Origin of the sequence: Exiguobacterium sp. s150 (genome assembly GCF_018618435.1) — a bacterium.
Taxonomy (GTDB): domain Bacteria; phylum Bacillota; class Bacilli; order Exiguobacteriales; family Exiguobacteriaceae; genus Exiguobacterium; species Exiguobacterium alkaliphilum.
The window spans coordinates 91,671-105,039 of sequence record NZ_JACSMC010000003.1; the positions used below are offsets into that span (position 1 = coordinate 91,671).

The following is a 13,369-nucleotide window of genomic DNA, read 5'->3' on the forward strand; positions in this document are numbered from 1 at the left end:
CTACCGTCAAAGGAGGAATCACCATGTTCCATCGTCGAAAAACGTACACGATTCGCCCAGAACGTCTCGAAGAATTCACGTCATTTTTCCATACATACCTGTATCCGATTCAGGTATCGCACGGCGCACGGCTCGTCGGACGTTGGGTGACCGAAGACCAGACCGAGGTCATGGCACTTTGGGAATACCGCGACCGGGAGCACTACGAACAAGTCGAACGGGACTACCGCGCTAGCTCGCTCCGCCGGGAGGCGATGAAGAAGCGGGCCCGACTCGGGAAGGACCTTTACATCAAATCGAGCGAGGAGTTCATGATGCCGACGGGACATTACACACCCCCGCGCACCATCGTCTCGGTGACCGCTTACGTCACGAACGATGCGGGCGAGGTGCTCCTCGTCCAAAATATGCACCGGAACGACACGTACGAGATGCCGGGCGGTCAAGTCGAAGAGCACGAGTCGCTCGTCGACGCCGTCCATCGTGAAGTGAAAGAAGAGACCGGTGCCGAGATTGAAGTCGAGGGCATCACCGGCATCTACCAGAACGTATCGTCACGTGTGTTGTGTGTCACGTTCCGGGCCCGATACGTCTCTGGCGACCTCGCCCCGCAACCGGGCGAGACGCAAGAAGTCGGCTTCTACAACATCGATGCGTCGAACATCTCGGATTACATTAAGCGTGAGCACTTCCAAATGCGCGTCCTCGATGCCATGGACCCGACGTATTTACCACACGCCATTTATAAAGTCCGCCCATACGAGTTGCTCGAACGGGTCGAGCGTCATCATACCGTATAACACAAAAAGGGACCTCAGCTTGAGGTCCCTTCGTTTATGCTTCTTCTGCCGGTTCAGATTGAGTCGTTTCAACCAATAGCTTGCGCACGCGGCGTTTTTCGACGTGGAGAACGGTGAACGTCATGTCCTCATACGTGACACGCGCCCCTTTCTCTGGGATGTCGCCGAGCATTTCGACGATCCATCCTCCCATCGTATTCGAGTCTATTTCAGGTTCTTTGATGCCCATCTCTTCGGCGAACTCATCGACGTCCATGTCGGCCATACACTCGTACACGCCTTCACGAAGGCGTCGCAAGTAGACGACCGATTCATCGTGCTCGTCCCAAATGTCTCCGACGAGTTCCTCGAGCATGTCCTCGAGCGTGATGAGGCCGGCCGTCCCCCCGAACTCGTCGAGCACAATCGCCATGTGCGACTGCTTTTGCTGCAAGATCGGGAGCAGCTCAATCAATTTCGTCTGAGGCGAGACGTACGTGAGCGGGCGGATGAGCGCCCGGACGTCCGTCACTTCCTCGCGTACCATCGAACGGAGGAAATCGCGCTCCGACAATACACCGATGACGTTATCGATTGAATCTTTATAGACCGGCAGACGCGAATGGCCGCCACTGAAAATGGTTTGTTTGATTTCTTCAAGCGAATCATCGATATCGACGGCGAGGATGTCGATGCGCGGCGTTAACACGTCATCGACCGTGATGTCATTGAACGCGAAGGCGCTGTGCACGAGCTCGGCCTCGGTCTCGCCGAGTACCCCTTCCTCTTCCCCCATATCGACGAGCACTTTCAGCTCTTCTTCCGTCACGGACGGCTCTTTGTCCTTCATCCCGATGACACGAAGCGTCAGACGCTTCAGTCCCGTGAAGAGGATAGTGATCGGCTTCAACACTTTCACCAAGAAGATGAGAATCCCGCTAATGAGAAGCGAGTATTTCTCGGCGAACTCCTTGGCGAGCGATTTCGGGAGAATCTCACCGAAAATCAAGATGAGCACCGTCGTCGCGAACGTCGAGATGAGGAGACCCGTCCCGCCGCTGAAGATCGATGTCGCGATTGCCGTGGCGACCGTCGCCGACCCGATATTGACGATATTGTTCCCGACGAGAATCGTCGAGAGCGTATCGTCAAAGCGGTCGATCAGATGGAGGACGCGCTTCGCGGCACTGTCCCCATCTTCCGCCATACGAATCATCCGGACGCGGTTAACGCTCGAGAGCGCGGTTTCCGCTGACGAGAAGAATGCTGACAACAGAATCAAGACTGCATAAAGAATTAAACTAGACGAGGGCACAGGGTCCACGTGTACTTCACACTCCGTTCCTAATTGAAAAGATTATTCGACGAACTCGAACTCGAAGTCGAGGATGGCCACGACGCTGCCGTCTTCGGCACCGAGTTTGCGGAGATCGTCGTCGATGCCCATCTGACGCATCTGACGGGCAAATCGTTTAATTGACTCGTCATGGTCGAAGTTCGTCATCTTGAAGAGTTTCTCGATGCGTGGCCCCGTGATGACGAAGCGATCGTACTCATCGATGTTGATTTGATACCCTTTCTCTTCTTTCTCATAACGATAGACGACGCGCGGTGTCGCGGTCTTCTCTTCGAGCTCTTCGAGTGGGAACTCAGGTGTCGAGTCCACAAGGTTAGCTACTTCGATAAGCAGATTGCGAAGTCCTTCTTTCGCAAGCGCTGAAATCGGGAACACCTTGACGTCTTCGCCGACTTTTTGTTGGAACTCAGCGAGATGCTCTTCTGCATCCGGCATGTCCATCTTGTTGGCGACGACGATTTGTGGACGCTCGAGGAGGCGTAAGTTGTACGACTCGAGCTCCCGGTTGATTGTCGTGTAGTCTTCGAACGGGTCGCGCCCTTCCATGCCGCTCATATCGATCATGTGGACGATGACTTTCGTCCGTTCGATGTGACGGAGGAACTGGTGACCGAGGCCGACGCCTTGGCTCGCCCCTTCGATGAGTCCTGGAAGATCGGCCATGACGAAGTCACGGTCATCTGCCGTCTTGACGACACCGAGGTTCGGTGTGATCGTCGTGAAGTGGTACGCGCCGATTTTCGGGCGTGCCGACGAGACGACCGACAACAGTGTCGATTTCCCGACTGATGGGAAGCCGACGAGGCCGACGTCCGCGAGGAGTTTCAACTCGAGGCGAAGTTCGCGCTCTTGTCCTGGTTCCCCGTTCTCGGCAATCTCTGGTGCCGGGTTGGCCGGCGTCGCAAAGCGACAGTTCCCGCGTCCACCGCGACCGCCTTTGGCAATCGTGGCGCGTTGGCCGTGCTCCGTCAAATCGGCGATGACGGTATCCGTCGCCGCGTCAAAGACGATTGTGCCTGGTGGGACTTTGACGACGAGCGGCTTCGCGCGACGTCCGTGCATCCCTTTCGACATGCCTTTTTCACCGTTTGAGGCGATGAACTTCTTCGAGAAACGGAAGTCGACGAGCGTACGCAACCCTTCTTCCACTTCAAAAATGACGTCGCCGCCGTGACCACCGTCACCGCCGGCAGGGCCTCCGTCCGGGACATACTTCTCGCGGCGGAATGCGACCATCCCTTTACCGCCGTCTCCAGCTTTTACAAAAATATTAACCTGATCGACAAACATTTAATTCCCCTCCTTTAAACGAAACGTAGAACATTCTACGGTCTGTTCGTACACTTCCTCTGGCGTGAACACGCCTTCCGGCACGTTGCCGAAGACGCGCACCGTCAGTCCGTCCGTGAACGTCACATGAATCGGTCCATCCGTTCCTGACAGAAGACGGACGAGCTTGTCCGCCACGCACGCATCGTCTAACGATACGCGGTCGGTCGATACCGAATAGGTCAACCGCCCTTCCCAATTCGCTTGAATGACGACGAGACTCGTCGCCGGTACGTTCAACCGAATGAGCGCACTCTCTTCGTCGGCGTGCTGACGATATCGCTCGTACAGCCCCTCGAGTTTATCAGGTTCGAGCGCCGCATACAAAGAGATCATCTGAAGCCGATTCATCCATTCGTGACGGACGGTCGATACGAGTTTCAGTGCTTCCTGTGAGTCCATTTGATCCTCTCCTAGAAAAAAAGACTCTAACCAAATAAGTGGCTAGAGTCTTCTGCGTGGTTCTACTTACGCAACTGGGTAAACGCTCACTTGTTTCTTGTCGCGACCAAGACGCTCGAAGCGTACTACGCCGTCAACTTTAGCAAACAATGTGTCGTCGCCACCACGGCCGACGTTTTCACCTGGGTGAATCTTCGTACCGCGTTGACGGTAGAGGATTGATCCAGCTGAAACAGTCTGTCCGTCAGCGCGTTTAGCGCCGAGGCGTTTCGAAATCGAGTCACGACCGTTTTTAGTCGATCCTACTCCCTTTTTCGATGCGAAGAACTGAAGGTTCAATTGTAACATGAGGTCCACCTCCTATTGTTCAATTTGGATATAATCACCGTAACTTTGGGCGACCGTGTCTAGTTGCACGAGCATCCCTTCTAGTAACAGCTGGGTGCGAGTCATATCCTCCGGCGATAAATCAGGATACATCTCGACATAAAAGTAACCACCCTCTGTTTTGTCTGCCATTTCTACGAGAAGCGACTGACCTGCGAGTACCTCGACCGCGTTATACGCCCCAAAGATGATGGCGGAAACGCCGGCACACACTAAGTCAGAACCGGGTTCAGCAAAGTTGGCGTGACCTGTCACTTCAACGGAACGAATCGACTTCGTCTCGTCTCGTCTGACCATTACTCGAATCATAACTTACGCTTCGATTTTCTCGATGCGAACTTTCGTGTAAGGCTGACGGTGACCTTGCTTACGACGGTAGTTTTTCTTAGCTTTCATTTTGAAGACAGTGATCTTCTTCGCGCGACCGTGTTTAACGACAGTTGCGACGACTTTAGCGCCCTCTACGAGTGGAGCTCCGACTTTAACATCGTCACCACCAACGAAAAGAACTTCACCGAATTCTACAGTACCCTCGACATCAGCATCGAGTTTTTCGATGTAGATCTCTTGACCTGCTTCAACTTTGATTTGCTTACCACCAGTTTTGATGATTGCGTACATATACGTGCACCTCCTTGTTTAACTCAGACTCGCCATCCAGGGCAGGGCAAAACCGTTTCAACCCGTTCTGTGCGGTTGTAGCCATTTGGGTGCTTCCAAACGAACTAACGTTATAGATGATACCACTCTCGTTCAAACGTTGTCAACGACGTTGTACGAAATTTTGACATTCCTCGTCCGTCCCGAAAAAGGCGATGTCCGCTTCCCCGTCAACGAAATAAATTTGGAGCCCGAACGCATCCCACTTCCCATCCTGCCATTTCGGCGGGAGCGCCAAGACGACGGCCTCATGCGCCGTCAAATCGAGAAGGTCACGCTCAAGCTTTGAGAAGACGGCGAGCTTCGACGGACGCCCGTCCCGCACCATCCGGTCTTGAATCGAGCGGCCGGTCCGTTCTCGGGACAGTTCGAACAACCCCATCTTCGTGAAACCGTACACTTCGACGCGACGCGGGTCGCGGACGCCGACTTCCTTCATCTTTTTCAAAATCCGGGCTTGTCCGTCCTTTGAACCGCGCAAAAAATCGATGACGACCATGCCGCCGATGTTGCGTAGCCGGAGTTGCTCCATAATCGTATAGAGCGCCGCCTCGTTAATCGTGTCGGCGGCCCGACCTTTGTCTTTGACAGCGACGTTCTTGCCGCTGTTGACGTCGATGACGGTCATCGTCTCGACTTGTTCAATCAAGACGTACGCCCCGCCTTCGAGCCAGACGATCCGGCTCGTCAGCTTCGCAATCGCGTCATCAAGCCGACGTGCCTCATTCATCCGGCCTTTGCCGACGAACCGCTCGACCGGGATTTCAAGTAGGTCGAGACGACGTTTCGCCTCGGCGTCGTTCGTCGTGACCGACTCGACCGTATGTTTCCGGGCGAACTGTTCACAGAGCAGCTCGTCTTGTCCGAAACGCGCGGACGCGACGTCTTGGGCCCGGGCACGCAGACGCGCAAGCTCGTCTCGTAACGCTTCAGGGTTCGCCTGGCCCGACTCGGTCCGGAAGAGCACCCCTTCCGCTTCCTTGAGATCGAACACTTTCGACAACCGGTCTTGTGTGACGAGGTCGAGCTTCCGGCTATAAAGTGTACGTCGTCCATACGGGAAATAGACGAGATAGCGTCCGCCGAAGCGGATGTTTTCCGTCACTTTATGATGTTTGCCGTTGATGCCTTCCTTCGTCACTTGAACGAGCCGTTTCTCGCCGACGACAGCCGCTTGACCGATCGTCGGGACGTCCGGGTACGACGCGAGCGCCTTCAGCGTCTCGGCGATCGGGAGGAAGAACGTCGTCGCGCCGTCGGTCAAAAACGCGGCCCCGAGCGATGGATGAATCCGTTCGACCGCCGCCTCGACGATTGTGCCGACGGCGAGTTGGTCGAGGAAGCGCTCTTCGACTTCGAGCAACCGCTCCCCGTCGACGAGCATCGCCCGCTCGATGGATGGGGTCCGTTCATAGATGAGTTTCATAGTTCGCTCTCCTTTCGACACAAAAAGGCAACTTTCGTTGCCTTTACGCTTTTTTCATTCCAAATTTCATCATGAGCTTTGTCCAGAAGCCGACCGGTTTTTTCTCCGTCTGAATCGACATGAGTGGCACCGATTCACCGAGGATGCGACGCGTGATGTTGCGGTACGCTTGTCCAGCGTTATTGTCCGGGTTCATCGTCACCGGTACCCCGCGGTTCGCAGCGGCGATGACTTCTTCGTCATCGACGACGACGCCGAGCAGGTCGATCGACAAGATGCGCATGATGTCATCGATGTCGAGCATGTCGCCCGATTCGACGAGATGGTTCTTGACGCGGTTGACGATCAATTTCGGTGCGGCGACGTGCTCGGCTTGCTCGAGCATCCCGATGATGCGGTCCGCATCTTGGACGGCCGCTTTCTCCGGTGTCGTCACGACGACGGCCTCGTCCGCTCCGGCGATGGCGTTCATGAAGCCTTGCTCGATACCGGCCGGGCAATCGATCAACACGAAGTCATATTGCGTCTTCAACTGGTCGATGATCTCTTTCACTTGTTCCGGTTGGACCGACGTCTTGTCTTTCGACTGGGCGGCCGGGAGCAAGTACATCTCTTCGAACCGCTTGTCGCGGACGAGCGCTTGATGCAGCTTGCATTGACCGCTAATGACGTCGACGAGGTTATAGATGCTCCGGTTGTCGAGTCCAAGCACGATATCCAAGTTCCGAAGACCGATGTCCGTGTCGACGAGACAGACCGAATGTCCAGACAATGCGAGACCCGTCCCGAGGTTCGCGGTCGTCGTCGTCTTCCCGACGCCACCTTTCCCCGACGTCACGACGATAGCCCGGCCTTTCTTCACTTCTTTCGCTGTATGTACAGGCTCTACTACTTGCTCCATCAAACTCACCCTCTCTGTAATTCCATTGCATATGCATCTTTCAATCCCGTCATGACTTGACGGAGACGTGTCATTTCAATCCCTTGATTCGTCTGATACGCGCAACCCATCTCGATTTCCGGAAGCTCTTCGCCGTCGTCCGACGCGAGAACGTGCTCGCCGATCGCCAAGAACTTCGGATGCAAGAGACTTGCCGTGATGACCGCGTCACTCCATCCTTCGACACCGGCCCGTACATTTCCTCGTATCGTACCTAAACAATAGATGCTACCTGTCGCCCGAACCTCGGACCCCGGGTTGACGTCCCCGATGATGAGGACGGACCCGTCAAACGAGAGCACTTGTCCGCTGCGGATTGTCCCGCTATGGTAGTGGAACGTCTTTTTGCCGTAAGTCGCCTTCGCCTCTTCGGTCAGCATGACCTCGCTCGAAAGCTCCTCGATATAAAAAACGCCATGACGAGCAACGACTTCACGAATTTGACGTGACAGCTCCTCGTCTAAATAACGAGTTCCCGCGTGCAACTTGAGTGCAATCTTCCCAGAGGGCGGCTCCATTTCTTCTAACGTGGCCTCAAGCTCTAGGAGCACGTCGTCGATGCCACTCCGTGGATTGAAGTGGATGGCAATCCCGTTGCGATGTCCTTTAATCGTAATGTGTCGTTTACGCTCCATCATGGCTACCCTCTCTTCGCTACAGGTCGCGTCGCCACGTACCGCGTCATCGGGTAATACAGTACCGCGATGGCGATTGCATTGACGAACAACGTCCCTGGAATCTGTTCAACTAAAAGTGTCTGCATGGTCATGGTCGTCCCGCCGATTGCTGCCATCACACTATAAATCGTGAACGAATAGACAAGAATCATAAACGTGAACGTGATGACGACCGAGAAGAAGTTCTCACCTATATATTTTAACACGAAGCTGACTAAGAGAGGAATGAGTGAAAAAGTAAATAAGTAAATTCCGAGCAAGTCGGTGTAGACGATGTCATACAGTAATCCGAAAACGAGCCCGAAACCGAACGCCGACTCAAAGCGGCCATACAAACTGATATACATGAGTCCGATCAACGTCAAGGCGAGGAACGGGGTCATGTAGTGCCAAGAAAAGATGGCCGCCCATGTCCCTTCAATAAGAAAGAGGAGGAACAGGGCGATGAACACTCTCATGTTACTCACCGGCTGCTCCTCCTTCCTCAGGTGCCGTCAAGAACGGTTCGACGAGCGTCCGATCGATGACGTACATTTGCGAGAACTCGTTGAAGTCCGCCTCTGGCTTGATGCGGGCCACTTGCGACACCCCGTACTCATCGGTCTCAATCGACTCGACCGTCCCGATGACGAGTCCGGCCGGATAACGGCCGCCAAGACCTGACGTCGAGACGATTTCGCCTTCTTTCAATTCGACGCTGTTCGAGATCTTCGTGAAGAAGAGCTCGTTCGTCTCACTGTCGAAGCCGTCAATCGTACCGTACGTCGCCTTCCCGTCCGCATCGTTGACGACGGCCGAGACGTTGTTCGTCCGGTTGTTGTCGCTGAGCAGTTGGACTTGCGACGTATACGCGCTCGTCTGGATGACGCGTCCGACCATGCCGCCGGCTGCCGTGACGGCCATCCCTCGCTCGACGCCGCGCTCTTCCCCGACGTTAATCGTGACGTAACGTTGCCAATCGTTCGGCGTCCGTCCAATCACTTCGGCCGGGATGAGGTCGAAGTCCCGAAGTGACGTCTCGCTCGCGTCAATCATTCGACGCAGCTCCTCGTTCTCCCGGCGCAAATCGTCGGCTTCGACCGACACTTCAGCGTACTTCGTCAAATGTTGCTTCAATTGACGATTCTCTTCATAGATGTCGCGGACGTCCGTAATCGAGGACACCGTGCTGTCCATCCAGCCGATCGGCACGGTGAACACCCGTTGGAACGTCCCGACCACATCACGCGTGACGTCTTGGTACCATGCAGATTCCGACCGTCCTCGAATCGAAACCCCTAAAATCACGACGAATAAAATGATACCGATTAGCGTGATGATGAGCTTTTTATTACGTACGAACCGGCTCATCACTGATCACCTCTCATCGACGTGACGAAATGCCTGATTTTGAACGGAGGACGTCCATCATTTCAAGAGATTTCCCAGTCCCGATGGCGACACAGTCGAGTGGCTCATCCGCGACGAGCGTCGGGATGTGTGTCTCGTCTGAGATGACGTCATCCAAGTTTTTAAGGAGCGCGCCGCCGCCTGTGAGGACGATACCGCGGTCCATGACGTCTGCTGCGAGTTCTGGTGGTGTCTGCTCGAGCGTCTGCTTGACGCCTGCGAGAATCGCCTCGACCGTATCCGAAAGTGCTTCGCATACTTCAGCCGCTGACACTTCGATTTGTTTCGGAAGGCCCGTCACGAGGTCGCGACCGCGGATTTCCATCTTCTCGCCTTCGTTCGACGAATCGATGCGTGCTGAGCCGACTTCCATCTTGAGTGTCTCGGCCGTGCGTTCCCCGATCATGAGGTTGTATTTGTTTTTGATGTAACGAATAATGGCGTCATCCATTTCGTCACCGCCGACGCGAATCGATTGGCTCGTCACGATGCCGCCGAGTGAGATCACTGCGACTTCGGTCGTACCGCCACCGATATCGACGACCATCGAGCCTGTCGGTTCCCAAACCGGGAGACCGGCGCCGATTGCTGCCGCGAACGGTTCTTCAATCGTGTACGCCTCGCGTGCGCCCGCTTGTTTGGCCGCATCTTCAACGGCGCGCTTCTCGACCGAAGTGATGCCGCTCGGGACGCAAATCATGACGTTCGTCTTCGAAGAGAACAAACCGCTCTTCGACTTCTGCGCTTGCTCCATGAAGTACTTGATCATCGTCGCAGTCGTTTCAAAGTCCGCGATGACGCCGTCTTTCATCGGACGACGTGCCGTCACGTTGCCCGGTGTACGGCCAATCATATCTTTCGCCTGGTTACCCACGGCCTCGATTCTACCTGTATCTGTACGGAACGCCACAACAGACGGTTCACGAACGACGATGCCTTGACCTTTTACATAAACGAGCGTGTTAGCCGTTCCAAGGTCGATTCCGATTTCTCGGTTGAAACTACGAAACATAGGTGTTGCCCCTCTCTTATTTACACTATTTTTTATTATAACGGAAAAATCATGTTTGAAAACGTTCATTCGATTACAGGTTATTTACAATCCCTGCATCCAAGTCCTGTCTCACCGTCTACTAGTTTGCCTTCTTTTACCGAAAAACGCAAATCAAAAAAGCAAGCGCATGAAAGCGCCTGCTTCGATTTCGACTCATTTCTCAAACATTCTTTAGTGTGAGAAGCACCGCCGTTTGAAGCGCGTGACGGTCCGTCTCGTTCAACTTGACAAGAAAGCTTTTTAAGAACGTTTTCACATTATGGACGACGTGCCAATACTGTTCGGCTTCGAGCTCTTGTTTGTGGACGCTCAGTCTAGCGGGCAAGTCTTCTAGCAACACGATCAGTTCTTGCTCGTCCATCCCGCGGTCAAGTAGTCCGAAAATCGGGTTTAAGAGCCGCTCATCTTCGTCGTGCACATAGATGGTCGAAATCCTCACCTTGCTCCATAACGCTTCAAGCACATCACTAAACTCGGTCTCGTCGAGTTCCGGGTGTAAGACGAGCTCGTCAAATGTATCGGCCACGTGTGCAATCGAATGGGCCCAGCCTTTACCGGTCACATATCCTCTCGTATCGATCTCGCATTCAAGATACGCCAACAGCTTCGCCTTCAATCGCTCGAGGTCCGCTTCCGACAAGAAGCGCTGTTGCCGGTCCTGATACAAAATCAAGGCGAGCAACAGCGTCGAGAACGACCGGGTGAAGACGGTATCCGTTCCCGTCTCCCCGATACCATGGAACAAATGATACTTGAGCGTCGTCTGAAACAGATTCGTCAACTGTTCAGTCGTCATTAACTCATCTTCAATGATGAACCGGAAAAAGAGCGTATAAATCAATTGATCTCGAAGTTCGGCGTCCGTCGAACCGATATGATGGAGCATCGACTGGATGACCCGTGCCTCATCGACTTGGTGCAAGCGAACGGTCCCGCTCTTGACGTCCGTTAAAATTCGCTTTAAATCTTCTTCTTGATAAATCATGTCTTCAAACATGTCGCATCACGTTCCCTTTTCATCCGCCTTATAATACCGTTTTCGACACCACGTGGACCGACTCCTTTACATACGAAAAGCAGGCACGATTCGCCTGCTTCGGATATGACCTGATTCAAGTTCGCGTCGAAAATGAAAGTAGCAGCATCGCCCCGTAACAAATGACCGAGATCAAAAGCACCGGTTGAAAGAAGCGGGACGGCTTTTGCCGTGTAGCCCCGGCAAGAAACCCCGATACCGTCACAACGAACACATACACCCCGACGTACATGAAGAGGAGTTGTCCAATCATCTGCCAGACTTGTGAATCGATTGTCGCGTTCCCCCATGCAAGAAACAGCGCCAAATAGGCAATGAAGGCGACGATGCCGAGTGCAATGACGAACAGCGGCGAGAAGCGGTCGAACCATTCATTTTGTGGAAGCTGCTGGAACAGTGCGATGCTAACCAAGACGAACAGCATGAAGACGACGAACGTCAAGGCGAGCGGTTGGAGTGGGACAAAACTCGCTAACAGTGCCATCCCAACAATTAAAAGCCAAGTTAATTTTTTCATGTGAACACCTCGTCTGCCAGTATAGCAAACTTGGTTCTCATTTGGAAATATCCTTCCAAAAATCAGCCGTTCATATACCCCCGCTGTTTCATGCTGACGTAATGGTCTTCCCCGATGATGACGTGGTCGAGACAGGCGATACCGACGATATTCCCCGCTTCGACCAAGCGCTCCGACACCTCGATGTCTTCCCGGCTCGGTGTCGCGTCGCCACTCGGATGGTTGTGGACGGCGATGAAGCACGCCGCCGACAGCTTGAGCGCCTCGCGGAACACGTCCCGCGGGTGGACGATCGACGAGTTGAGTCCACCGACGAAGAGCGTCTTCCGGGCGATGAGCTGGTTTTTCGTATTCAAGTACAGACAGACGAAGTGCTCCTGATTGAGGAGCCGCAACTCGTCTCGGAGCAACTCGTACGCGTCTTGCGGCGAACGGATCGTCGGCATCTCCGACTTCGGTTCTTCGACGTAACGGATGCCGATCGTGAACGCCGCGAGCAACTGCTCGGCCTTCTTCTTCGTCATCCCTTCGATTTGGCACAAGTCGCTCACGGACGCCTGCGATAGCGCCCGAAGCGTCGGATAGACATCGGATAATCGCCGGGCGGTCGCGTGCGGGTCCCCGCCCCGTCCCCCGATTTGAAGCAGACTGGCGATGGCGGTTTCAGCACTTCGGTCGAGCACCATGGTCATTCCTTCACCTACTTTCGCAGCAATCACAGAAAGCGTGGCGTCACCCCGTGACCTTCGAGCGTCCGGACGAGCGGCATGAGCGGCAGGCCGACGACGTTATAGTAGTCGCCTTCTAACCGTTCGACGAACAATCCGCCCGACCCTTGGATGCCGTAGGCGCCGGCCTTGTCATACGGCTCAGCGGAATCGAGATAGCCGTCGAGCCACGCCTCCGGGATGTCGATGAACGTGACGCGCGTCGTCGTGACGAACAAGTCTTGGCGCTCGGGTCCGATGATGCTGACCCCGGTCAGGACGTCATGCGTCGCACCGGAAAGACGACGGAGCATCTGGCTCGCCTCTTCCCGGTCGGCCGGCTTCTCTAGGATCTTCCCGTCTAAGACGACGACCGTGTCCGACCCGATGACGACGGCGTCACGGTGCAAGCGGGCGACGTCCATCGCCTTCTCCCGGGCGAGACGCCCGACGTAATCGGCCGGCGCTTCGACGCCGTTCACACCTTCGACGACGGTGGACGGGATGACTTCATGGTGAATCCCCGCCTTCGTCAATAGCTCGGTGCGCCGCGGCGACATCGAGGCGAGAATGACACGCTTCTGTGTTGGTTTCATTGTATCGACTCCTTCGCTTGTAACATAACGGGCTTCCTTCCCGTATCACACTTCACTGTTGATTGTAGGCAAACGGACAGACGAATACAATCGTAGCCGATAGAAAAACGCCC

At 54.6% G+C, this 13,369-nt stretch carries 17 protein-coding genes and 1 other annotated feature; of the genes, 1 reads left to right on the forward strand and 16 read right to left on the reverse strand.

Annotated features, from left to right (window positions below; translation table 11 throughout):
* Nucleotides 1-23: 23 nt before the first annotated feature.
* On the forward strand, nucleotides 24-800 hold the full coding sequence (locus KNP76_RS03225; RefSeq protein ID WP_214842623.1) for an NUDIX domain-containing protein: 777 nt from the start codon (nucleotides 24-26) through the stop codon (nucleotides 798-800).
* Between the two features lie 34 nt (nucleotides 801-834).
* Here the strand turns inward: KNP76_RS03225 and KNP76_RS03230 are convergent, their stop codons facing one another.
* The 16 genes from KNP76_RS03230 to KNP76_RS03305 all read right to left on the reverse strand — a co-directional run bounded on the left by KNP76_RS03230 (nucleotide 835) and on the right by KNP76_RS03305 (nucleotide 13,256).
* On the reverse strand, nucleotides 835-2,094 hold the full coding sequence (locus KNP76_RS03230; protein WP_371816145.1) for a hemolysin family protein: 1,260 nt from the start codon (nucleotides 2,092-2,094) through the stop codon (nucleotides 835-837).
* Between the two features lie 42 nt (nucleotides 2,095-2,136).
* Nucleotides 2,137-3,426: a GTPase ObgE gene (gene obgE / locus KNP76_RS03235; RefSeq protein WP_214839730.1), complete on the reverse strand. Its 1,290-nt coding sequence runs from the start codon at nucleotides 3,424-3,426 to the stop codon at nucleotides 2,137-2,139.
* A complete protein-coding gene (locus KNP76_RS03240; RefSeq protein ID WP_034809695.1) occupies nucleotides 3,427-3,867 on the reverse strand; it encodes a Spo0B domain-containing protein in 441 nt (146 codons plus the stop codon). It abuts the gene before it with no gap.
* 66 nt (nucleotides 3,868-3,933) lie between these two features.
* Nucleotides 3,934-4,215, reverse strand: a complete 282-nt coding sequence (rpmA, locus tag KNP76_RS03245) for a 50S ribosomal protein L27 (RefSeq protein WP_016508537.1) — start codon at nucleotides 4,213-4,215, stop codon at nucleotides 3,934-3,936.
* A gap of 12 nt (nucleotides 4,216-4,227) precedes the next feature.
* Complete coding sequence (locus KNP76_RS03250; protein ID WP_214842627.1) at nucleotides 4,228-4,563, reverse strand: ribosomal-processing cysteine protease Prp; 336 nt, start codon at nucleotides 4,561-4,563, stop codon at nucleotides 4,228-4,230.
* 3 nt (nucleotides 4,564-4,566) lie between these two features.
* The gene (gene rplU / locus KNP76_RS03255) at nucleotides 4,567-4,875 is read right to left on the reverse strand and encodes a 50S ribosomal protein L21 (RefSeq protein ID WP_016508528.1); all 309 of its coding nucleotides are present in this window, start codon (nucleotides 4,873-4,875) and stop codon (nucleotides 4,567-4,569) included.
* A gap of 15 nt (nucleotides 4,876-4,890) precedes the next feature.
* Nucleotides 4,891-4,962: a sequence feature (ribosomal protein L21 leader region), on the reverse strand.
* Between the two features lie 55 nt (nucleotides 4,963-5,017).
* Nucleotides 5,018-6,340, reverse strand: a complete 1,323-nt coding sequence (locus KNP76_RS03260) for a ribonuclease E/G (RefSeq protein ID WP_214842629.1) — start codon at nucleotides 6,338-6,340, stop codon at nucleotides 5,018-5,020.
* A gap of 43 nt (nucleotides 6,341-6,383) precedes the next feature.
* Nucleotides 6,384-7,241, reverse strand: a complete 858-nt coding sequence (minD, locus tag KNP76_RS03265) for a septum site-determining protein MinD (protein WP_051622741.1) — start codon at nucleotides 7,239-7,241, stop codon at nucleotides 6,384-6,386.
* 5 nt (nucleotides 7,242-7,246) lie between these two features.
* Nucleotides 7,247-7,915 (reverse strand): septum site-determining protein MinC, encoded by a 669-nt coding sequence (locus KNP76_RS03270; protein ID WP_251137314.1) that lies wholly within the window; start codon nucleotides 7,913-7,915, stop codon nucleotides 7,247-7,249.
* A gap of 5 nt (nucleotides 7,916-7,920) precedes the next feature.
* Nucleotides 7,921-8,415 (reverse strand): rod shape-determining protein MreD, encoded by a 495-nt coding sequence (gene mreD / locus KNP76_RS03275; RefSeq protein ID WP_051622742.1) that lies wholly within the window; start codon nucleotides 8,413-8,415, stop codon nucleotides 7,921-7,923.
* Nucleotide 8,416: 1 nt separating this feature from the next.
* Complete coding sequence (gene mreC / locus KNP76_RS03280; protein WP_034809704.1) at nucleotides 8,417-9,307, reverse strand: rod shape-determining protein MreC; 891 nt, start codon at nucleotides 9,305-9,307, stop codon at nucleotides 8,417-8,419.
* 13 nt (nucleotides 9,308-9,320) lie between these two features.
* Complete coding sequence (locus tag KNP76_RS03285; RefSeq protein WP_034809705.1) at nucleotides 9,321-10,358, reverse strand: rod shape-determining protein; 1,038 nt, start codon at nucleotides 10,356-10,358, stop codon at nucleotides 9,321-9,323.
* Nucleotides 10,359-10,560: 202 nt separating this feature from the next.
* Entirely contained in the window at nucleotides 10,561-11,397 is an 837-nt protein-coding gene (locus KNP76_RS03290) for a DUF2785 domain-containing protein (RefSeq protein WP_214842631.1), read from the reverse strand.
* Between the two features lie 115 nt (nucleotides 11,398-11,512).
* Nucleotides 11,513-11,953: a hypothetical protein gene (locus KNP76_RS03295; RefSeq protein ID WP_251137315.1), complete on the reverse strand. Its 441-nt coding sequence runs from the start codon at nucleotides 11,951-11,953 to the stop codon at nucleotides 11,513-11,515.
* A gap of 62 nt (nucleotides 11,954-12,015) precedes the next feature.
* A complete protein-coding gene (gene radC, locus KNP76_RS03300) occupies nucleotides 12,016-12,645 on the reverse strand; it encodes a RadC family protein (protein WP_211779758.1) in 630 nt (209 codons plus the stop codon).
* Between the two features lie 23 nt (nucleotides 12,646-12,668).
* Nucleotides 12,669-13,256 carry a Maf family protein gene (locus KNP76_RS03305; protein ID WP_214842633.1) on the reverse strand — a complete coding sequence of 196 codons (588 nt, stop codon included), beginning with the start codon at nucleotides 13,254-13,256 and terminating at the stop codon, nucleotides 12,669-12,671.
* Between the last annotated feature and the right edge of the window lie 113 nt (nucleotides 13,257-13,369).